The sequence below is a fragment of the Gordonia hongkongensis genome, from assembly GCF_023078355.1.
In the GTDB taxonomy this organism is placed as follows: Bacteria; Actinomycetota; Actinomycetes; order Mycobacteriales; family Mycobacteriaceae; genus Gordonia; species Gordonia hongkongensis.
Genome location: NZ_CP095552.1, coordinates 1,625,730 through 1,647,336 on the forward strand (window position 1 = coordinate 1,625,730; position 21,607 = coordinate 1,647,336).

Below are 21,607 nucleotides of genomic sequence, written 5' to 3' on the forward strand. Positions count from 1 at the left end.
GTAATGCCATGACGGTCTCCACCGCCTCCGGATCAGGAGCCGGCGACAAGCCCGGGTCAGCGGCGCGCACGGGACCCGCTGGTCCCGCCCACACCGTCGACTTCGAAGCGGCCCAGACGCCGCGAGGTCTCGGCCCACGCGGCGAATCACGCGCGGGCGCCTGGGGTCTCACGGCTCTGCTGGTCAGCCTCTACGTCATCAACTACGCCGACAAGGCAGTGCTGGGCATCATCGCGCAACCGCTCCGCGAGGAGCTGGGCCTGAGCTCCTCGCAGATCGGTCTCGTCGGCAGCCTGTTCTTCCTGACGTTCACGATCGGCGGATTCTTCGCGGGACTGCTCAACCGCTGGATGACCCTGCGCTGGTCGCTGGTCCTGCTGGCCCTGTGCTGGGCCGCGGCCATGCTCCCCATGGTGGTGGTGGCGTCGTTCGCGGTCCTCGTCCTCAGCCGGCTGTTCCTCGGTCTCGCCGAAGGTCCGAGTTCGGCGCTCCTGCACACGGCGGCCTACTCCTGGCATCCGCCGGCCCGGCGCGCCTTGCCCGGTGCCCTCCTCGCCGGTGCCGCGTCGATCTCGAAGATCGCGATCGCTCCGCTGCTCGCCGTGATCACAGTGAGCTTCGGGTGGCGCTGGGCACTGATCTCCCTTGCCGCCGGTGGCCTCGTCTGGTGTGTCGTCTGGCTGTCGACCTGGCGCAACGGCCCGTACATCGCGAGTGGGAAGACGTCGAAGGACGCGCCGACCGCGAGTGCCGGCGCCGAACCCGCGACGCCGTGGATCTCGATCTTCCGCTCACGCACGTTCGTCACCGGCGCGCTCGTCGTGATGAGCGTTTATGCGCTGGTCAGTGTCGTGCTCACGTGGTTGCCGTCGTACTTCGAAGAGGGGCTGGGGTACAGCCGCCTGCAGTCCGGGTCGATGTTCGCGTTCCCCTCGATCGTCGGCCTGGTCCTGATGGTGCTGAGTTCGATCACGAGTGACCGGATGATCTCGAAAGGGGCGACCTCGCGGATGCTGCGCATCGTCGTGCCGTCGGTCGGGGTTCTCGTCTCCGGCGTCCTGCTGTTCCTGCTGCCCTCGGTTGGCACACCGATCGTCGCGGTCGCGATCCTGTCGATCGGTTATGGCTTCGCGGCCACGGTGTTCCCGCTGTTCAACGCGGCCGTCGCCGAGATCTGCCCGCCCCGGCAGACCGCCGGAACGCTAGGTGTCTTCCTGGCGATCATGGCGATCGGCGGTCTCGTCGCGCCGTACGCGACGGGTGTCATCGTCGACGCGGCCGCCACGCCGGCCGAGGGTTACGCCACCGCGTTCCAGGTGCTCGGAATCGTCGCCGCGGTGTGCGCGGTGCTCGCGCTGGTCTTCGCCGATCCCGAGCGCGATCGTGCTCGGTTGCGTCCGCACGCGCCGACCGTCGAAGGCGCCACCTCGTGACTTGCGCGTCCCATAGGTAGGGCCTCATCGACTGTGAGTGTGAATCGACTTGTCTGCCAAGCGCCCCGGTGGTCGGCTCGTCACAGCGGGCGATCGGCGTCCGCCGGCGTGGTGCACGTCGGACACAACTTCATCCCTTGCCCTGACATCGAGGAGTCCCCATGCGTGATGCAGTGATCGTCGACGCGGTCCGCGCGCCCATCGGCCGCCGCCGCGGCGCCCTGTCCGGTATCCATCCCGCCGACCTGTCCGCCCACGTACTGGAGGCGCTCGTCGAGCGGACCGGCATCGATCCGGCCGTCGTCGACGACGTCGTCTGGGGATGTGTCAGCCAAGCCGCCGAGCAGGCGGGCAATGTCGCGCGGACGGCCGTGCTCGCCGCCGGCTGGCCCGAGAGCGTCCCCGGAACCACCGTGACGCGCGCCTGCGGGTCCAGCCAGCAGGCGGTCAGCATGGCGGCCGCGGCGGTGGTGTCCGGCCAGCAGGATGTCGTGATAGCCGGCGGGGTCGAGTCGATGAGTCGTGTCCCGATGGGCAGCGCCGCACCGAATGGCGAGCATCAGCCGCCCACGGTCCTCGACCGTTACGGCGTCGACAAGTTCAGCCAGGGGATCGGCGCCGAGATGGTCGCCGCGAAATGGGGATTGGACCGCACCCGCCTCGACGGGTACTCGCTGCGCTCGCACGAACTCGCTGCGCAGGCGGCCGACCGTGGTGCGTTCGACGCCCAGTTGGCGCCGATCCCGGGGGTGCTCGAGGGTGACGAGGGCATCCGCCGCGGTGGGACGCTCGAATCGCTCGCCAAGCTCAAGCCGGCCTTCAGCGAGGACGGCGTGATCCACGCCGGCAACTCCTCGCAGATCTCCGACGGGTCGGGTGCCCTGCTGATCATGGCCGGCGAGACCGCGAAGTCGCACAGTCTCACGCCGATCGCCCGCATCCACACCGCGGTCGTCGCCGCCGATGACCCGGTGATCATGCTGACCGGACCGATCCCGGCCACGGCCAAGGCGCTCAAGCGATCCGGGCTGTCGATCGACGACATCGGGGCTTTCGAGATCAACGAGGCGTTCGCCCCGGTTCCGCTGGCCTGGCAGGCCGAGACGGGTGCCGACATCGAGCGGCTCAACCCGCTCGGCGGAGCGATCGCCGTCGGCCACCCGCTCGGCGGTTCAGGCGCCATCCTCATGACTCGGCTTGTCCATCACATGCGTGACAACGGCATTCGCTACGGACTGCAGTCGATGTGCGAAGCCGGTGGCATGGCCAACACCACCATCCTCGAACTGCTCTGACCGCGTTCCCTCCGCCCCCTGGTTCGAGAGAAGAGCAGAAGCCCTGGACCCCTGCTCCCGGACATGCGAACGAGCGCAGGCGGCCCTCTCTGCTCCCTGAGGTGCGAGCGAAGCGAGCCTCGAAGGGCGACGTGAGATGCTCACCCGCCCTTCGTGGCTCGTCGCTATCGCTCCTCGCACCTCAGGGAGCAGGGGTTATGCGGCTATTTCGGATCAGGGGTTGGCCCCCGGGCTCGCTCCTCAGGGATCAGCAACGATCTCATACGAAAGGTATTGGTAAACAATGGAACTAAGAGGACTGTCGGTCGCGATCACCGGCGGCGCATCCGGTCTCGGGCTCGCGACTGCTCAGCGCGTCGTCGACGCCGGTGGCCTGGTCACCCTGATCGATCTGCCGACCTCGGACGGTCAGGCCGTGGCCGACGGACTCGGTGCCGCAGCGTCGTTCGCGGCCGCCGACATCACCGACCGCGAACAGTTCGCCGCCGCACTCGATGTCGCCGACGACCGAGGTGGCCTGCGCGGACTCGTGCACTGTGCCGGGGCGGGCCGGCGCATGCGCATCCTGGACAAGGAGGGCAAGGCGGGTTCGGTGGAGGACTTCGAGTTCGTCATCAAGCTCAACCTCGTCGGGTCGTTCCATGCGCTCTCGCTCGGCGCGGAACGTATCGCGCGACAGGAGCCCGTCGACGGGGAGCGGGGCGCCATCATCATGACCGCGTCGGTCGCGGCGTACGAGGGACAGATCGGCCAGATCAACTACTCGGCGTCGAAGGCGGGCATCGTCGGGATGACGCTGGTCGCCGCACGGGACCTGGCCAGCAAGCTCATCCGCGTCAACACCATCGCGCCGGGCACGATGGACACGCCGTTGCTCGCCCGGCTGCGCGACGACGTGCGCGATGCGCTTGCCGCGAGCATTCCCAATCCGGCGCGGCTCGGTAGGCCGGAGGAGTTCGGTCAACTGGCCGCGTCGATCCTGGAGAACACCTATCTCAACGGCGAGACCATTCGCCTCGACGGGGCGATCCGGATGGCACCGCGGTAACCCGAATCCCGGCACGTCCGTTCTGCGTCCCCCACAACGCCTTTCGAGAGGATTCATCGCGATGTCTGCCACGGCGCCCACCACTCTCAGCTATCCCGACGCCACGATGGCGGTGCTGCCCGCGAGTATGGCCGCCCTCTACGGCGAGCGCGCGGCCGTCGTCGACGGCGCGATGACGCTCACGTTCACCGAGCTCGACGTGCGCTCGGCCGCCGTGGCGTCGGCGTTGCGTGCGGCCGGAGTGAGCGATCGCGATGTGGTCCTGCTGTACTTGACCAACAGCGTCGAGTTCGTCGTCGCCTACTACGGATCACTCCGGGCCGGTGCAGCGGTGACCCTGGTCAATCCGTTGCAGCCCGTACCGGGTCTGCGACGTCAGATCGCGGAAACCGCTGCGGTGGTGGGTTTCACGCAGGTCGAGCAGTCCGCGCGTCTCCTGTCCGCCGCCGTCGGCACGGCGTTGACGACGGTGGTGACGGTGGACGGGACCGCGGATGCGCCGGAGGGCATCGACACCGTCCCCCTCGCGGAGTTCGTCGTCGGGCACGAGGCGGCCCCGCCGGTCTCGACCACGAGCGACGACGTCGCGCACCTCGCCTTCACCGGCGGCACCACGGGTGTCTCGAAGGGCGTTCGGGTCCTGCACCGCAACGTGCTCGGCAACGTCACGCAGATGATCGCCTGGCGGGCAGGTCATTCCGTGGCGGTGGGAACCGACGGTCTCCTGACCCTCACTCCCCGGTCGTCGGAGAACCCGGGGGTGGTCCCCGGGCATGCGGCGACGGTCGTCGTGTCCCCGCTGTTCCACGCGCACGCCCTCATCAACATGTCGTTTCTCCTGCTGTGCGGTGCCACGCACGTCTTCGCCGGCCGTTTCGAGCCCGGGCGGATGCTGGCTCTCATCGAGGCGCATCGGGCGTCGTATGTGACCGGGAGTCCCGCGATGTGGCATGCGCTCGCCGTGCACCCCGACGTCTCCACACGGGACCTGACCTCGGTGCGGGTGGTCTCCTCCGGCGCGGCGCCGATCGATCACGTGACCCTGGAGCAGCTCGAGAAGGCGTTCCCGGCAGCGGCGATCGTGGAGGGATACGGCCTCACCGAGGCGACGTGCCTGGTGTCGTCGGCGCCCCTGACGTCCGGGGGTCGATACCGGCTCGGGAGTGTGGGTCTGCCGACGTTCGACACCCAGATCGAGATCCGCGCCGTCGACGATCCGGCCGTGGTCCTCGCGCCGGGGGAGAAGGGACAGTTGTGGGTGCGCGGCCCGCAGGTCACCGACGGCTATCTCGATCACCCTGAGAAGACGGCCGAGCAGTTCGTCGACGGGTGGCTCGACACCGGTGACATCGCCTACCGCGACGCCGACGGGTACCTCTACATCTGCGACCGTGCGAAGGACATGCTGATCTACAAGGGCTACAACGTGTATCCGCGCGAGCTCGAGGAGATCCTGGTGACGCATCCGGACGTCGGTGCGGCGGCGGTCGTCGCCCGGGAGGCGGGTGCGGTGGGGCAGGAGCCGGTGGCCTTTCTCGTCGCCCGGGACGGTCACGTCATCGACGCGGATGCGGTGTCGGACTTCGTCGCCGCGCAGGTGTTGCCCTACAAGAAGATCCGGGACGTGTACGTGGTCGACGAGCTGCCCACCTCGGCGGCCGGCAAGGTCCAGAAGGTGGCGTTGCGGGAGCGCCTGGCGAACGCCTGACAGGGTCAGTGCCGGCGCCCGAGGCGCCGGCGCACGCGCGTGTGGTCAGCGCTGCGCGCGCTTGACCAGGTTGCGCCCGATGATGAGTCGCTGGATCTCGCTGGTGCCCTCGTACAGTCGGAGCAGCCGCACCTCGCGGTAGATGCGCTCCACCGGGACGTCGCGCATGTAGCCGCTGCCGCCGTGGATCTGCACGGCGAGATCGGCGACCTTGCCGACCATCTCGGTGCAGAACAGCTTGGCGGCGGACGGGGCGATACGCCGATCGGTGTCGTCCACCCAGGCGCGGGCTGCCTCGCGCACCAGTGCGCGCCCGGCCATCACCCCGGACTGCTGGTCGGCGAGCATGGCCTGGACCAGTTGGAACTCGCCGATCGCCGTGCCGCCCTGGGTCGCGGTCGCGGCCCACGAGACCGACTCGTCGAGTGCGCGCTGTGCGGTGCCCACCGAGAGGGCCGCGATGTGCACCCGGCCACGGGCCAGACTCATCATCGCGGCCTTGTAACCCACGTCCTCGCTGCCGCCGACCAGTGCCGACGCCGGCACCCGCACGCCGTCGAAGTGCACGTCGGCGGTCCAGGCGCCCTCCTGGCCCATCTTGCGGTCCTTGGCGCCGACGCTGAGTCCGGCGGCGTCGGCGGGGACGAGGAACACCGCGATGCCGGTGCCCGCCTCGTCGGCCGGGCGGGTACGTGCGAACACGACGAACAGATCGGCCAGCGGGGCGTTGGTGATGAACCGCTTCTCGCCCGTGATCACCCAGTCGTCACCGTCGCGGACGGCCTTCGTGCGCAGTCCGGCCGGATCGGACCCGGCCCCCGGTTCGGTCAGCGCGAACGAGGCGACCACCTCGCCGGACGCGATCTTCTCCAGCCACGCCGACTTCTGCTCATCGGTGCCGAAGTGGACGAGGACCTGGCCGGCGATGCCGTTGTTGGTGCCGAACATCGAGCGCAGCGCCAGGGAGGTGTACCCGAGCTCCATCGCGAGTTCGACGTCCTGGGTCAGATCGAGGCCGAGACCGCCCCACTCCTGCGGGATGGCGTAGCCGAAAAGGCCCATGCTCGTCGCCGTCTGGCGGATGTCGTCGGGGATGGCGTCGGTGTCGAGGATCTCCTGCTCCCGCGGGACCACCACCTCGCGGACGAACTCGCGCGTCGCGGCGAGGATGTCGACGAAGTCCTCGTCGCCCACCTCGGAGGAGGTCGTCCGCGCTGAATGCATCACTCCGGTCATGCTGTCACTCTCGCGGCCGGCGGGCGAGGGGTCCAATACGAAACCGGGATCGCTGCGATAGCCGTTGCGTATGAGCGCGGAGGGGTCGATCGGGGCGGAACCTCGATAGATTTGTCCCCGCGGCACTCACCACGGGCCGGCGCTTCGCGACCGGTTGCCCGACGACCGTCACCCCGCCGCCCTCGAAAGGACTCCGATACATGTCATCGCACCCGCCCGCCGCCGCGTTGCTGGAGGGTCGTACCGCCGTCGTGACCGGCGGAGCCCAGGGCATCGGTTTCGAGATCGCCCGCTCGTTCGTCGACGCCGGCGCGCGAGTCGTGCTCGGTGACCTCAGCCTCGACGCCGCGCAGGCGGCCGCGGACGAACTCGGCGGCCGCGACGTGGCCCGCGCGGTGAGGTGCGACGTCGTCGACGCGGGCGAGGTCGACGCGCTGCTCGCGGCCGCGGTCGACGGGTTCGGGTCACTCGATGTGCTGGTGAACAACGCCGGGATCACCCGGGACGCGACGATGCGCACCATGACCGAAGACGATTTCGATCAGGTCATCTCGGTGCATCTCAAAGGCACCTGGAACGGCACACGCAAGGCGGCGGCGATCATGCGCGAGGCCAAGCGTGGTGCGATCGTGAACATCTCGTCGCTGTCGGGCAAGGTCGGCATGGTCGGGCAGACCAACTACTCGGCCGCCAAGGCGGGCATCGTCGGCCTCACCAAGGCCGCGGCCAAGGAGATGGCCCATCACGGCGTGCGGGTCAACGCGATCCAGCCCGGCCTCATCCGGTCGGCGATGACCGAGGCGATGCCGCAGAAAGCGTGGGACCAGAAGATGGCGGAGATCCCGATGCGGCGCGCCGGCGAGGTCGGTGAGGTCGCGAGCGTCGCGCTGTTCCTGGCGTGTGACATGTCGTCGTACATGACGGGCACCGTCCTCGAGGTGACCGGCGGCCGTTTCATGTGACCGCCGGCCCTGCTCCACGCCTCCTCTGACACCGAAAGGTCACCCATGCGCGACGTCGTCATCTGCGAACCGGTCCGTACCCCGATCGGCCGTTACGGCGGGATGTTCAAGAATCTCACCGCCGTTGATCTCGGGGTCGCCGCGCTGACGGGGATGCTCGACCGGACCGGACTCGACCCGGAGAAGGTCGAGGACGTCATCCTCGGTCACTGCAACGGGAACAGCGAGGCGCCCGCCCTGGGACGAGTCATCGCACTCGATGCCGGGTTGCCGATCACAGTGGGCGGCATGCACATCGATCGTCGTTGCGGGTCGGGACTACAGGCCGTCATCCAGGCCGCCTACCAGGTGTCATCGGGGGACAACGACGTCGTGGTCGCCGGCGGTGCCGAGTCGATGAGCAACGCGTCGTTCTACTCGGTGGACATGCGGTGGGGCGGGGCCCGGACCGGAATTGCCATGCACGACAGCCTCGTCCGGGCGCGCTCGACCGCCGGCGGCAAGAACTACCCGGTGCCCGGCGGAATGATCGAGACGGCCGAGAACCTGCGCAAGGACTACGAGATCTCCCGGGAAGAACAGGACGAACTGGCTGTGGCATCGCACGAACGAGCGGTGCGGGCCCAGAAGGATGGCGTACTGGCCGAGGAGATCATCCCGGTCACCGTGGCTTCCGGTGCGAGTGGGCCCGCTCGCTCCGCTCCCGGCGCCCGGTCTGGTGACCGGGTCATCGACACCGACGAGCATCCACGCCCGGATGTCTCGGTCGAATCGCTGTCGAAGCTGAAGCCGATCATGGGCAAGACCGACCCGGACGCGACCGTGACGGCGGGCAACGCCAGCGGTCAGAACGACGCCGCGTCGATGGCGATCGTGACCACACCCGAGGTCGCGGAGAAGCTGGGTCTACGCCCGCTGGTGAAGCTGGTGTCATGGGGTCTGGCGGGGGTACCGCCGCGCACCATGGGGATCGGGCCGGTCCCCGCGACCGAGAAGGCCCTGGCAAAGGCCGGACTGACACTCGCCGACATCGATGTCATCGAGTTGAACGAGGCATTCGCGGCCCAGGCACTCGCGGTCACCCGCGAGTGGGGTTTCGGCCGGTTCGGTGCCGGCGGCGATTTCGACCGCACCAACGTCCACGGCTCGGGCATCTCGCTGGGCCACCCGGTCGGCGCCACCGGCGGACGCATGCTGGCCTCCCTGGCGCGTGAACTGCACCGGCGCGAGGCCCGCTACGGCCTGGAGACCATGTGCATCGGCGGTGGCCAGGGCCTCGCCGCGGTCTTCGAACGCGTCAGCTGACCCCGAGACTCACCGGGCCCCACCTGATCCGCACCGGTGGGGCCCGGTGTTCCACCCGTCACCCCGCAGTTTCGCGGACGAGGTCGACGAAGGCCTGACCGACGGCCGACAGCGACGGCGGGTGGAATGCGATGGCAAAGGGTCGCACCACATTCGGTTCGATCTCACGGATCACGACCGGTTCGTCGGCCGACTCCGCCACCGATCGTTCGAGTAGAGTGCCGCCGATTCCGGACTCCACCATCGGGAGCCGTTCCTCGCGGATCTCCGACAGCACGGCCAGCGGCGGGCGGACGCCCCCGACGCGGATCGCCTCCTCGAACTCGTCGGCCACCGAGTAGCCGCGCGGCACGAACACCATCGGGATCGCCGGCAGATTGTTCAGCGGGATCGGGCCCACGGGTACATCGGTGCCCTGCGGGTAGACGAGCACGTGTTCGTGTTCGCCGATCACGATCACCTCGAGGTCGTCGCCGGCGATGGGTAGGTGGGCGACGGCGAACTCGCAATGACCGTCCTCGATGGCCGACGCGGCCCTGGTCTCGTCGCGTAACTCGCCGAGTCGCACCGAAACCCGCGGATAGGCGGCCCGGAACCGGGCGACCAGATCGACGACGGGCCCGACCGCGGTCGCGGCGAAGGCCAGGATCTCGAGGTGGCCGGTGAGTTCGTCCGCCGAGGCGGAGAGCAGATCGTCGACGGCGTCCATGTCGCGCACGATCTGTCGCGCGGGACCGACCATCGTGCGCCCGGCCGCCGACAGGACCATCCCGCGACCGATGCGGTGGAACAGCTGGACTCCGAGTTCGCGTTCGAGCGCCCGGAGTGCTTGGGACACGGTGGGTTGCGCGACACCGAGAGCCGACGCGGCCCCGCCGATGCCCTTGTTCTCGACCACCGCCAGGAAGTACTCGACCTGTCGCAATTCCATGGCGTGTCACCAATCCCGTGGTTCGGCGGGGTCCGGCGCGATCCCGCAGTGGACCTTCGCCGCGGAGATGAAGGCGAGGGCGGCCGGCGAGGGGAGCCCGGATCGCAGCACGAGACCCCATGGTCGGGTGAGCGGTGGGTCGAGCGCGATCCGGCGGAGTCCCGCAAGCTGTCGGTCGGCCACGGTGCGTGGGAGAACCGTTGCGCCCGTGCCCTTCTTGACCAGACTCCACACCGCGGACGGTAACTGGCAGTCGACCACCACGTTCTTGGCGTTGTCGTCGAGGAGTCCGCCGAGGAGTTCCGCGCTGATCGGGTCGCTGTGATCGACGACGAGTGGCAGCGAGCGCACCGCCGACTGCGGTATCGGTTCGGGCAGACCGTCGGCGAGCGTCGTCGGCGCCGCGACGATGAGTTCCTGCTCGGCCATCGGGATGGCGGTGAAGGTCGCGTGCTCGGCGGCCGAGTCCATGATCCCGATCTCGGCGTCCCCGGATCGCAACGCCGACAACACCCCGGTGGGACTGTCGGCGGAGACGACTCGAACCGACAAGCGTGGGAACCGTTCCCGGAACAGTCGGACGATGTTGACCACCGGGTCCACACTGAACGCCGCGTAGGTCACGATGTCGACGCGACCGGCGCGCAGTTCCCGAACCGCGTCGACCTTGGCCTTGGCGCGGTCGACGTCGGCCAGGATGCGCCGGGCGGCTACGTCGAGTTTGCGTCCGGCCTCGGTGAGTTCGAGGCGTCGTCCGGTGCGGTCGAACAGGGTGACGCCGAGACGTCTCTCGAGCGTGCGGATCGCCTGGGACAGCGACGGCTGTGAGATGTAGAGCGACTGGGCGGCCTTCGTGATGCCGCCGTGGTCGACCACGGCGACGAAGTAGGTCACGAGGTGCAGGTCCACCCCGGTCACTCTATCCGGCGCCGGGAGCGGACCGAGCGGGCCGAATCAGCCCGGCGCCGGGAGCGGAGCGAGCGGGCCGAATGAGTACTGCGCCCGGATCTGTCACTTGCCGGTCCAGCGCGGCGCGCGTTTCTCGGCGAAGGCGACCGCACCTTCCTTGGCGTCGTCGGAGACGAACACCGGACCGAGGAAGTCCCACTGCTTCTTGATGAGTTCGGGATCGGTGTAGCCGATCGCCATGGAGGTGACCTGTTTGGTGGCGCGGACGGCGAGGGGGCCGTTGGCGGCGATGACGGCGGCCAGTTCGCGGGCCCCGGCGAGTGCCTCGCCGGGTTCGGTGATCCGGTTGACCAGGCCGAACTGGTGGGCGCGTGCCGCGGTGAGCGGGTCGCCGGTGAGCGCGAGTTCCATGGCGAGCTGGTAGGGGAGGATCTTCGGGAGGCGTAGGAGGCCACCGGCGGCGGCGGCGAGTCCGCGCTTGACCTCGGGGATGCCGAACTTGGAGTCGTTTGCCGCGACGACGAGGTCCGCCGACAACGCGAGTTCGCATCCGCCGGCCAGCGCCCAGCCCTCGACGGCGGCGATGAGGGGCTTGGTCGGCGGGGCCTCGGTGAGGCCGCCGAACCCGCGTCCGTCCAGCGCGACCTTCTCGCCGCGAGCGAAGGCCTTGAGGTCCATCCCGGCGCAGAACGTGCCACCGGCACCGGTGATGATGCCGATGGTGAGGTCGTCGCGCGAATCGAGTTCGTCGATCGCGGCGGCGATACCCTCCGACACCTCGAGATTCACGGCGTTCTTCGCCTCGGGGCGGTTGATCGTGATGACGGCGACGCCGTCGGCGAACTCGGTGAGCACGGCACTCATGGGGACTCCTGGAGTTGGTGGACGGGACGGGCGGTCAGGTGTTCTCGGATGTGGAGATCTGTTGCGGCTCAGCCGGTGTGGGCTCGCCGGCGGCAAACCAGCGGATCGGCTCCGGGGTGGTCGGATCGGTCGCCGTCTCATCGGGAACGCGGGCGTCGAGGACGCCGCGTTCCTGCAGGACGACGAGATGGGCGTGGGTCTCCCGCAACGCGAGTCGGCTGAGGGTGAGGGACAGCTCCTCGAACGGACGCGACCACGTCACCGACCGGGTGATCTCCCAGGCCGTGCTCTCCGGATACCGGGTCACGGTCGAGGCGATCTCATCGAGCCGCTCCTGGTGATGCGTGAGGAGACCGGTGACGCGGTCGCCGAGGCCTCGGAACCGGTACTCGTGGGACGGCAGCGCCTCGTGGTCACGCATCTTCTCGGTGTTGGCCAGCGAGATCAGGTAGTCGGCGAGGGGACTGTCGGTCTGCATGGGATTGGTCGAGATGTTCGGACTGATCCGCGGCAGCAGGTGGTCGCCGGTGAAGACGATGCCGGCGGTGTCGTCGGCGAAGCAGAGGTGCCCCGCGGTGTGGCCCGGGGTCCAGACGGCGCGGAGATCCCAGCCGGGGATGTCGAGCGGGGCGTCCCCGGTCAGCTCGCGGTCGACGGTCCGCCCGTCGGGCAGGCGGATGAAACCGACCAGCCCCTCGTCGGCGACCTCGGTCGGTGCGCCGAGAGCGCGGAGTTCGGATCGCGCCTGGCCGAGTTGGGTCTCCACCTCGGTATCGGAGTAGTGGCGCAGGTACCGGGAATCGTTGCGATGCATCCACAGCTCGGCGTCCACGTGCTCGAGTAGACGCGGCACGAGCCCGAAATGGTCGGGGTGCAGATGGGTCACGCCGATGGACCTGATGTCGGCGAGGTCGTGGCCGGTGGAGCGGATGCCTGCGACGAGGATGTCCCACGACTTGTCGGACGGCCAGCCGGCGTCGATCAGTGCGAGACCGCCGTCGGGCAATCCGAGGGCGTAGACCAGGACGTATCGCAACGGATTGGATCCCATGGGGACCGGGATCGACCACAGCTGCGGCCGGACCTCCTCGACCGGGGGCAACACCTTGTCGGCCCAGGCCTGCTTCTGCAGCGTGCCGGTGACCTCGATCGTGCCCATCCAGCCTCCCGCCGGGTCCGTCGCGTGGTGATACCGCTGATGATCGTTGCAGTGATCAACAGTCATCCGATCACGAGAGGCGATCGCGCTCAAGCTGTGGGCGGCTCAGACATCCTGAGGTAGGACCTATGGATCCAGGTCGGCGAGTCCGGCCGCGGCGCCGTCGCAGCTCGCCGCGACGTCGTGAACCAGTCGCCCGGTGAGTTCCGGTTGGATGAGCGGGAAGAGATGGCTCGCCCCGGGGACGATGGTCAGCGACGCGTGCTGTGCTGCCTCGACGAAACGTTGTTCGTGGACCCGGAACTGGTCTCGGCTACCGTTGACGAACATCGTTCGGCCGGGGTAGCGCCGGACCTCGCCGAGCGCGTCGAACCGCTTGATCTCGGCGACGACGTCGGCGATCGACCCCAGTGCCAGTCCGCCGATCTCCATGTCGGCGGACACCTGACGTCCCACGGCGAGGCGGGTGGCCACCTGACTGATGATCGCCGCCTGACGCGGCAGGAACGCGGTGACCGCACCGAACGTCTCGAACGGCGCGGCCAGCAGCGGACTGGGCTGCGCGGTCGCGCACATCGGGACGAGGGCCGCGACGGCTTCCGGATGGCGTCCGGCGACCGCCATCGCCACGTAGCCGCCCATCGACATCCCGGCCACGACCGCCGGCCGGCCGAACCCGCTGATCTCGGCGAGCACGGCGTCCACCGCGCCGGACATCGTGAACGTCTCGTCGCGGCGCTGCCCGTGGCCAGGGAGGTCGGGGGTGGCGACCGCGCGCCTCGGGTCGGGACCGGCCACAGCCGCCGCGACCCGGTGCAGGGTCCCGCCGCTCACGCGCAAACCGTGGACGAGGACGACGGGCGTGGGTTCGACCACCGGCGCGTCGACGGGAACGGGTGCGGGCTCGGCCATCGCACGCAGTATGCCGCCGAACGGTTCTCGACGCCGCCGGCGTCACCGACTGTTCGTCAGCGGTCTGCTTCGACGTCGGTTTGTTCGGCACCGGTCTGCCCCGGCGTTCCCGCCGGTTCGCCCGGTGGGGGCACCGGTGACACGCGCCGACCGATGCCGATGCGGTCGAGGAACCCGGCATCGTGGGAGACGACCAGCAACGCACCGGTCCAGGCCTCGAGTGCGTCCACGAGTTGCGTGACGGTGTCGAGATCGAGGTTGTTCGTCGGCTCGTCGAGGATCAGCAGCTTGGGTGTCGGGTCACCGAGCAGTGCGTCGGCCAGTGCGACGCGCAGCCGTTCGCCGCCGGACAGTTCGGCGAGTGCGCGATCGGCGCGCGCACCCCGGAACAGGAACCGCGCGAGATGCGCCCGCACCTCCTGCGTCGAGATGTCCGGGTGGGTCCGCGCGAGGTGCTCGGCGATCGAGACGGTCGGGTCGGGGAAGGTGATCTGCTGCGGCACGAAGGCGAACGGTACGACGACGGATTCGGAGACGATCAACTCCGCGATCAGTGTCGATTTCCCGGAACCGTTGGGCCCCACCAGAGCCACCCGCTCGGGTCCGTCCATGCGCAGGCGGTCGTCGACGGCGATCTGGGCGCGCGGGGCCACTTCCGGCGTCGGCACGACGATCCGCGCGGTGCGGTCGGTGCGGATGTCCTCGCGGGCCTCGTCGAGACGTGTTGCCGCAGAGGCCACGTCGTCACGATGGGCGTTGCGCAGTTTGCCCGCCGACACCTGCGCCTCGCTCCGGCGGTTGTGTGCCACGATCTTCGGCACCCGCTTCTCCCGCTCGGCTGTCGCGCCCGTCCGGGCCCGCCGATCGAGTTTGATCAACGCCTCGGTCATCTCGCGGCGCTGCTTGCGCAGATCGCCGGCCGCGGTGGCAACCGCTGCCTCGGCGGCGTCTTGTTCGGCGTCGATGATCTCGCGGTACCGGGAGTAGGGGCCGCCGAACAGCCGCACCCGACCTCGGTACAGCTCGACTGTCGTATCGACACGTTCGAGGAGTTCGAGGTCGTGACTGACCACGACCACCGTGCCAGGGAACGACTCGATGGCGTCGAAAAGCCGGGCGCGGGAGTCGATGTCGAGGTTGTTGGTCGGTTCGTCGAGGAGCAGGATCGTCGGGTCGGCGATGAGTGCGGCGACGATCGCCAGCAGGGTCGCCTCCCCGCCGGACATGGCGCCGACCGTGCGGTCGAGGTCGGGCGGCAGTCCCATCTGCTCGAGGAGTCCGATGGCACGCTCCTCGACGCCCCAGTCGTCCCCAACTGCGTCGAAGTCCTGCGGATCTACCGAACCGCTCTCGATTCGTCGTATCGCACAACGAATCTCGTCGATGCCGAGGGCGTGCGCCACGGTCGACGACGGGTCGGACTGCGGGTCCTGCACGACCACAGCGACATCGGTCGTCGACGTGTCGCCTGCGATCGTGATGCTGCCCGACGCCGGGCGTGATCGACCGGCGATCAGGCCGAGGAGGGTGGACTTGCCCGCACCGTTCGCGCCGATGAGGGAGTAGGTCTCGGCGCCCAGGGCGAGGTCGAGGTGTTCGAAGACGACTGTCCCGTCGGGCCAGGCGAACGAGACGTCGGACAGCACGATGGAAGACGGCATGAGCGCTCCTGAAGTGGGTCGGGTACACCGACAGGGCGTCGGTGGGGTCCGTCGGCGGTGCCGACGGCCGGGGCCACTTCAGTTCTTCATCGCGGTGGATCACTCCTGGCGGGTCTGGGGGCAAGTGGTGACCACCGTAGCGGACGCGCTCGGAGTTGCCAACGGAATTAACCGCCGACGAGTCGGTTCCGGGCTCACCGCTACGGTTGGGGTATGTCATTTCTCCGCACCTCGGTGTCCAACGGCGTCGGCGAGATCGTCCTGGACCGGCCCAAGGCTCTCAATGCGTTGGACCAGAGCATGATCGACGACATGTACGTCACGCTCGGCGAATGGGGTGACGACGACGCGATCGACACCGTCCTGGTCACCTCGGCGAGCGACCGGGCGTTCTGCGCCGGAGGCGACATCCGTGCGATCCGCGAGCACGCCATCGACGGCGACCACGCCTCGATCAGCCGCTACTTCGCCGGCGAGTACCGGCTCGATCAGCTCGTCGCCGACTACCCGAAGCCCTACATCAGCCTGATCGACGGGGCGGCCATGGGCGGGGGTCTCGGGATCAGCGTGCACGGCGAGATCAGGGTCGTCACCGAGAAGGCGATGATCGCCATGCCCGAGACCGCGATCGGGTTCTTCCCCGACATCGGTTCGACCTACTTCCTGCCGCGGCTCCCGGAGGGCGTGGGCATGTGGCTCGGACTCACCGGCGCCCGGATCCGCGGTGTGGACGCGGTCGCCGTCGGACTGGCAACGCATTTCGTGTCCTCCGCCGACCTGCCGGCGGTCGCCGACAGCATCCGTTCCGGTGCCCCGCTGGCCGACGCGCTGGCCACGTCGGGGACCGAGGACACCAGCGACGTGCCGTTGCGCAAGATCGGCGAGTACTTCGCCGACGACAACGTCAACGCCATCCTCGGCGGCCTGCGCGGCGCGGTCGGCGACGACTGGGCCCAGGAGATGGTCGGTCTGCTCGAGGGTGCCTCACCCACCAGTCTGTGGGTCACCGCGGCGATGATCAGCGCCGGGGCGAGGTCGGGGATCGACGAGTGCTTCGACCGGGAACTGCATGCCGCAGAGGAGATCACGAAGACCCACGACTTCCGCGAGGGGGTGCGGGCCGTGCTCGTCGACAAGGATCGCAATCCCGAATTCGATCCGGCGCGCATCGACGACGTCGATCCCGCCGTCGTGGCCCGGATCGTCGGTGCCAACGCTGGTTGAGGTGCCGCCCCGCTGGTTGAGTCGCCGCCCCGCTGGTTGAGTCGCCTCCCCGCTGGTTGAGTCGCCTCCCCGCTGGTTGAGCTTGTCGAAGCCACTGGTCGGGTTTGCGAGGTCGGTTGCCGAGGTGGCCTCGACGGACGCGGCGTCCTCGCTACGCTCGGTCGACGCTGCTCGACCAGCGGGGGTGGCGTCCTTACCACGCTCGGTCGACGCTGCTCGACCGGCAGATCTCAGGGCGTGAGCTGAAACCACCCCGACAACGACACGCTGTCGGTCGAGTTGCCCTCGGACTCCGGCTGTTTCGTGGCCGACGACTCGTCGAGGTCGTAGCGGACGTCGTCGTCGGGTGCGAGCGGGTTGGCCTCGACCCGTGTCGCCGTCGGGCAGGTGAACGAGCCGGCCGCGAGTGAGCCCGACATGCCGCTCACGCTGAGCTGGCACGCGGACGAGTGGTGGTAGTCGCCGTTGATCGAGACCCCGATCTGGGCGTTGATCGGTCGTGTCAACGGCCCGACGGTCGGACGCGTCGCGCCCACCGGTGGCAACAGGCCGCCGGTCAGTTCGCTGATCAGGAACTCGATCTGCGCGCCGCCGGTGCCGGCGTCCTTGAACACGAAGAGCAGCGAGTCCGGCGGCACGTCGGGCCGCGCCGGGCCCCACCGGTCGAACTCATAGCAGTTGGGCTCGTCGGCGGGGGTGGCGCCCACCGCGGGTCCGCGTCGGGAGTCCGCCGGCGTGTCCGCTACCGCGATTCTGATGTTGCCGTGACGGAACTCGAAGTTCTGGCCACTGCGGTCGACGTTGCCCTGCGGTGGTTTCTCGGTGCAGAGCGTCGAGTCGACCGGGCGTGCGGTCGGCACCGGCGTCGAGGTGGTGGGCGTGGACTGGTGCGGGGCGTCGGAGCCACAGGCGGTGACGAGCGACGCCACCGCCGCGCACATCAGCACGGCGGCGCGCACCGGCCGGCGCCGTGTGCTCGTCGACCGGTCAGTCCGCTGCCGCGACAAGGGGTTCGAGAGTGAGGTCGGGGTGTTCCTTCTCGATGTACTGCAGGCGCCACTTGTCGCTGAAGAGCGCGAGAACGGCGCCGTCGGTGCGGGTGAAGACCTCGACGCCGCGTTGCCGATTCAGTTCGGGCGCGCTGTCGGCATCCGTGCGACGGGCGAGGGTGTAACCGAGCGGCTCGATGATGGTGTCGACGTTGTACTCGGCCTTCATCCGCGCGGTCACGACCTCGAACTGCATCGGTCCGACGGCGGCGAGCACCGGCGACGCATCACCGCGGGTGTCGTTGCGCAGGACCTGGACCACGCCTTCGCTCTCGAGCTGGTCCATGCCCTTGCGGAACTGCTTGTACTTGTCTGCGGTGGTGGCACGCAGGGTCGAGAAGTGTTCGGGCGCAAAGGACGGGATCGGCGGGAACTGCACCTTGGGGCCGTCGTAGAGAGTGTCGCCGGGAGCGAGCGCGGTCGCGTTCACCAGCCCGACCACGTCACCGGGGTAGGCGGTGTCGACCGTCGAGCGGTCGCGGCCGAAGACGGCCTGGGCATACTTGGTGGCGAACGGCTTTCCGGTCTGCGCATGGGTCACGACCATGCCGCGTTCGAACTCGCCGGACACGATCCGCATGTACGCCAGGCGATCCCGGTGGCTGGAGTCCATCCCGGCCTGCACCTTGAAGACCACCGCGCTGAACGGGTCGGTCACCGGCCGTGGATTGCCCTCGACGTCGGCCCACGGCCCGGGCGGGGGAGCGAGCTCCACGAGGACCTCGAGGAGTTGCCGCACACCGAAGTTCAGCATCGCGGACGCGAAGATCATCGGCGAGGTCTGCCCGGCGAGGAACAATTCCTGATCGTGGTCCTGGCCCATCTCGGTGAGCAGTTCGCTCTCCTCGAGTGCCGAGGTCCACTCGTCGCCCTCGCGAGCCAGCGCGTCGTCGGCGGACATGATCTCCTCGGGCGCGATCTTCGCGCCGCCCGCGGTACGGGTGAAGTGCACGTACTCGCCGGTGCGCCGGTCGAGGAGACCACGGAAGTCGCCGGCGATGCCGACCGGGAAGAACAGCGGGGTCGGGGTGAGGCCGATGCGCTCGGTGATCTCGTCGATCAGTTCGAGGGGGCTCTGACCCGGCCGGTCCCACTTGTTGATCACCGTGATGACCGGGATGCCCCGGTGGCGGCACACCTGAAAGAGTTTGAGGGTCTGCGGCTCGAGTCCCTTGGCGGCGTCGATGAGCATCACCGCGGCGTCGACCGCGGTCAGCACGCGGTAGGTGTCCTCGGAGAAGTCGGCGTGACCCGGGGTGTCGACGAGGTTGATGACGCTCGGGATCTCGGGGTCGGCCTGGGCTGCGGCCGAGTAGTTGAACTGCAGCGCCGTCGAACTGACGGAGATGCCGCGCGCCTTCTCCATCTCCATCCAGTCGGAGACGGTCGACTTACGTCCGGCCTTGCCGTGGACGGCGCCGGCCTCGCTGATCATCCGCGCGTGCAGCGCCAACGCCTCGGTCATCGTCGACTTGCCGGCATCGGGGTGGGAGATGATGGCGAAGGTACGACGACGCGTCACTTCGCGACTGATCACCTCGGAACTCACGAGGTTCCAGGCTACCGGGCGTGCAGGGGGCGGCCAAACTCGCTCGCGGCGGAGTGCCGGGGCAGGTTGTGCCGGTATGCGGCACCTTGTGCCCCCGCCCAAAAACTGGGAACCCGTCACCGTTGCTGTGCGTCTGATGGTCGTGCAGCTTCCACCGGGCCTTCGGCGCCGCGTTCTCGCCCGTGACGGGGTACTGACCATGGCGGATGCGCTCGAATTCGGCCTCACGCGGTCCGCGGTCCGGCGTCGAGTCGATTGCGGAGACTGGATGCCGCACACGCGCGGGGTGTATTCGCTCGCTGATCATCCGACGACGCCGGCCACCCGTGCGCGACTGGCAGTCGCGAGCGTGGGCCGCGGTGCGGCGCTGTCCGGAGCGGGAGCGGCGTGGTGGCACGGGCTCCTCGACGAGCCGCCGAAGAAGTTCACGGTCACCGCACCGCGATCGCGGCATGGCTCTCCGGTCGAGGGCGTTCGGGTCCGGCGCCGCTGCCTCGCGGACGCGGAGGTGGTGACCCGCAAGGAGTTGCTCGTGACAGCCTTGCCGCTGTCCGTGCTGGAAGCCGCACTCGAGCGCGACAGCGGAGTCCTCGACAACGCGCTGCTCGTTCGCAAGGTCTCGCTGCGTCAGCTGCGCGTCGCCGCTGATCGTCGACGTGGCAAGGAGGATGGACCCGCGATTGCGGCCCTCGTCGACGGCGTCGAATCCGGCGCGCGCTCGGTGGCGGAGCGGCTGGCTGTCGACGTGTTGAGCGCCGGAGGTGTGAGCGGTTGGTCGTGCGGTCACCCGGCCGGCGGGTACTTCATCGACCTCGCGTTCCCGGATCGGCTGTTGGCGGTGGAGATCGACGGGATGGCGTTCCACCGCGACGCGGAGACGTTCCAGCGAGACCGCCGACGCCGAAACGACCTCATCGCATTGGGTTGGACCGTCCTCAACTTCACGTGGAGTGATCTGCGGGAGCGGCCCGACGACGTCGTGGCGCGTGTCCGCCAGGCGCTCGGCTTGCAGCGCGACCGGCCGGCATGACCAATCCGGGGGCATCATGAGCCGCTGAGCGGATCAAATTGCCCCCGGACTCGATACGGCGCCCTACTCGAACGGAACCGGCGGCATGGTGACGACCTGCGCGGCGTAGGAGAGTCCGGCGCCGAAGCCGAGGAGCAGTGCGGTCTGGCCGGGCTGTGCCTTGCCGGTGGACAGCAGGTCTTCCATGGCGAGCGGGATCGAGGCGGCGCTGGTGTTGCCGGTGTACTCGATGTCCTTGGCGACGACCGCGTCGTCGCGGAGTTTGAGGTTCTTGGCGAGCAGTTCGTTGATACGGGCGTTCGCCTGATGCGGCACGAAGACGTCGAGGTCCTCGGAGCCGAGCTTCGCGGCCTCGAGGGCGCGGTGGGCGACCTTGCCCATCTCGAAGGCGGCCCAGCGGAACACCGCGGTGCCCTCCATGCGCAGGTAGGGACGCTGGGTGCGGTCGCTGTCGAGGAAGGTGACCCAGTCGAAGTCCTGGCGGATCGCGTTGAACTGGGAGCCGTCCGAGCCCCAGATCACCGGGCCGAGCTGCTGCTGCTCGGTGGGTCCGACGACGACCGCGCCGGCGCCGTCGCCGAAGATGAAACAGTTGGTGCGGTCGGTCATGTCCATGGTCACCGAGAGTTGCTCGGCGCCGATGACCAGCACGTGGGTGGCGCTGCCGCCGCGGATCATGTCGGAGGCGAGTGCCATGCCGTAGCCGAAGCCGGCGCAGCCGACGGTGACGTCGAAGGCGGGCACGCCGTTGCAGCCCAGTTCGGTCGCGACCTTGGTCGCGCCCGCCGGGGTCAGCAGCAGGTGGGTGTTGGTGGCGAGGATGACGGCGTCGATGTCGGACCCCTGCAGCAGCGCGTTGGCGATCGCCTTGCGTCCGGCGTTGACCGACATCTCCATGACGTTCTCGTCGCGACGCGCGAACCGGCGGGTCTTGATCCCCGTACGGGTGTAGATCCACTCGTCGGAGGAGTCGATGTGCTGACAGATCTCCTCGTTGGTGACGACGCGTTCGGGGCGGTACGCGCCGATGCCGAGCATGCCGATGTTGTTGATGCCAGTGGTGTCTGCGATGACCGCCATGGTGAACCCTTCCCAAAACGTGCCCGGCGAATATGTGACCCGACATACGACGGTACTCACACCGCCTCTTACTGGGAAGTAGCGGGACCCCGCCCCTAATCGTTACGGGGTCGCGGAACGCGGACCGAAGTCGTCCTCGATGAGCGGGATGCTGGTCCGCAGGTCGATCGAACACCGCCGGGGCGTCGGAAAGCGGCCCGCGGTCACGACGATCAGCACACGATGACGTGCGCGCAGCGCCGAACGCACGAG

19 protein-coding genes are annotated in these 21,607 nt (G+C 68.9%); 8 read left to right on the forward strand and 11 right to left on the reverse strand.

The annotated features are described in order from the left end of the window. The first annotated feature begins 8 nt into the window (after positions 1–8). The 4 genes from MVF96_RS07365 (at position 9) to MVF96_RS07380 (ending at position 5,484) form a co-directional block, all read left to right on the forward strand. The gene (locus tag MVF96_RS07365; RefSeq protein ID WP_065630895.1) at positions 9–1,433 is read left to right on the forward strand and encodes an MFS transporter; all 1,425 of its coding nucleotides are present in this window, start codon (positions 9–11) and stop codon (positions 1,431–1,433) included. A 161-nt stretch (positions 1,434–1,594) separates the two neighbouring features. After that, entirely contained in the window at positions 1,595–2,728 is a 1,134-nt protein-coding gene (locus MVF96_RS07370; protein ID WP_065630896.1) for a thiolase family protein, read from the forward strand. 283 nt (positions 2,729–3,011) lie between these two features. Beyond that, entirely contained in the window at positions 3,012–3,776 is a 765-nt protein-coding gene (locus tag MVF96_RS07375; protein WP_247451789.1) for an SDR family NAD(P)-dependent oxidoreductase, read from the forward strand. 61 nt (positions 3,777–3,837) lie between these two features. Further along, positions 3,838–5,484, forward strand: coding sequence for a class I adenylate-forming enzyme family protein (locus MVF96_RS07380; RefSeq protein WP_247451790.1), 1,647 nt, complete (start codon positions 3,838–3,840; stop codon positions 5,482–5,484). A 45-nt stretch (positions 5,485–5,529) separates the two neighbouring features. Here the strand turns inward: MVF96_RS07380 and MVF96_RS07385 are convergent, their stop codons facing one another. Then, positions 5,530–6,720, reverse strand: a complete 1,191-nt coding sequence (locus MVF96_RS07385) for an acyl-CoA dehydrogenase family protein (RefSeq protein ID WP_247451791.1) — start codon at positions 6,718–6,720, stop codon at positions 5,530–5,532. A gap of 200 nt (positions 6,721–6,920) precedes the next feature. On the opposite strand from MVF96_RS07385, the gene fabG reads away from it, so the two are divergent. Further along, positions 6,921–7,682, forward strand: coding sequence for a 3-oxoacyl-ACP reductase FabG (fabG, locus tag MVF96_RS07390; RefSeq protein ID WP_078112146.1), 762 nt, complete (start codon positions 6,921–6,923; stop codon positions 7,680–7,682). A gap of 45 nt (positions 7,683–7,727) precedes the next feature. Next, positions 7,728–8,987, forward strand: a complete 1,260-nt coding sequence (locus MVF96_RS07395; protein WP_247451792.1) for an acetyl-CoA C-acetyltransferase — start codon at positions 7,728–7,730, stop codon at positions 8,985–8,987. A gap of 58 nt (positions 8,988–9,045) precedes the next feature. Here the strand turns inward: MVF96_RS07395 and MVF96_RS07400 are convergent, their stop codons facing one another. The 6 genes from MVF96_RS07400 to MVF96_RS07425 all read right to left on the reverse strand — a co-directional run bounded on the left by MVF96_RS07400 (position 9,046) and on the right by MVF96_RS07425 (position 15,423). After that, positions 9,046–9,918 carry a LysR family transcriptional regulator gene (locus MVF96_RS07400; protein WP_159370401.1) on the reverse strand — a complete coding sequence of 291 codons (873 nt, stop codon included), beginning with the start codon at positions 9,916–9,918 and terminating at the stop codon, positions 9,046–9,048. A gap of 6 nt (positions 9,919–9,924) precedes the next feature. Further along, positions 9,925–10,827, reverse strand: coding sequence for a LysR family transcriptional regulator (locus MVF96_RS07405; protein WP_247451793.1), 903 nt, complete (start codon positions 10,825–10,827; stop codon positions 9,925–9,927). Between the two features lie 102 nt (positions 10,828–10,929). Beyond that, entirely contained in the window at positions 10,930–11,691 is a 762-nt protein-coding gene (locus MVF96_RS07410) for a crotonase/enoyl-CoA hydratase family protein (protein WP_211538215.1), read from the reverse strand. A gap of 34 nt (positions 11,692–11,725) precedes the next feature. Next, a complete protein-coding gene (locus MVF96_RS07415; protein ID WP_247452075.1) occupies positions 11,726–12,850 on the reverse strand; it encodes an MBL fold metallo-hydrolase in 1,125 nt (374 codons plus the stop codon). Between the two features lie 126 nt (positions 12,851–12,976). Next, the gene (locus MVF96_RS07420; protein ID WP_165630294.1) at positions 12,977–13,762 is read right to left on the reverse strand and encodes an alpha/beta fold hydrolase; all 786 of its coding nucleotides are present in this window, start codon (positions 13,760–13,762) and stop codon (positions 12,977–12,979) included. Positions 13,763–13,818: 56 nt separating this feature from the next. Continuing rightward, positions 13,819–15,423 carry an ABC-F family ATP-binding cassette domain-containing protein gene (locus MVF96_RS07425; protein ID WP_240198837.1) on the reverse strand — a complete coding sequence of 535 codons (1,605 nt, stop codon included), beginning with the start codon at positions 15,421–15,423 and terminating at the stop codon, positions 13,819–13,821. A 213-nt stretch (positions 15,424–15,636) separates the two neighbouring features. On the opposite strand from MVF96_RS07425, the gene MVF96_RS07430 reads away from it, so the two are divergent. Continuing rightward, positions 15,637–16,647, forward strand: coding sequence for an enoyl-CoA hydratase/isomerase family protein (locus MVF96_RS07430; protein ID WP_165630293.1), 1,011 nt, complete (start codon positions 15,637–15,639; stop codon positions 16,645–16,647). 230 nt (positions 16,648–16,877) lie between these two features. On the opposite strand, the gene MVF96_RS07435 is transcribed toward MVF96_RS07430, so the two are convergent. Then, positions 16,878–17,606 (reverse strand): hypothetical protein, encoded by a 729-nt coding sequence (locus tag MVF96_RS07435; RefSeq protein ID WP_242696990.1) that lies wholly within the window; start codon positions 17,604–17,606, stop codon positions 16,878–16,880. A 28-nt stretch (positions 17,607–17,634) separates the two neighbouring features. After that, positions 17,635–19,245, reverse strand: a complete 1,611-nt coding sequence (locus tag MVF96_RS07440; protein ID WP_247451794.1) for a peptide chain release factor 3 — start codon at positions 19,243–19,245, stop codon at positions 17,635–17,637. A gap of 142 nt (positions 19,246–19,387) precedes the next feature. Here MVF96_RS07440 and MVF96_RS07445 point away from each other — a divergent pair, with 142 nt between their 5' ends. Then, complete coding sequence (locus MVF96_RS07445; RefSeq protein ID WP_247452076.1) at positions 19,388–20,275, forward strand: DUF559 domain-containing protein; 888 nt, start codon at positions 19,388–19,390, stop codon at positions 20,273–20,275. A 63-nt stretch (positions 20,276–20,338) separates the two neighbouring features. Here the strand turns inward: MVF96_RS07445 and MVF96_RS07450 are convergent, their stop codons facing one another. Continuing rightward, positions 20,339–21,355 carry a beta-ketoacyl-ACP synthase III gene (locus MVF96_RS07450; protein WP_137808847.1) on the reverse strand — a complete coding sequence of 339 codons (1,017 nt, stop codon included), beginning with the start codon at positions 21,353–21,355 and terminating at the stop codon, positions 20,339–20,341. Positions 21,356–21,457: 102 nt separating this feature from the next. Further along, positions 21,458–21,604: a hypothetical protein gene (locus tag MVF96_RS07455; protein WP_171011540.1), complete on the reverse strand. Its 147-nt coding sequence runs from the start codon at positions 21,602–21,604 to the stop codon at positions 21,458–21,460. Positions 21,605–21,607 lie beyond the last annotated feature (3 nt).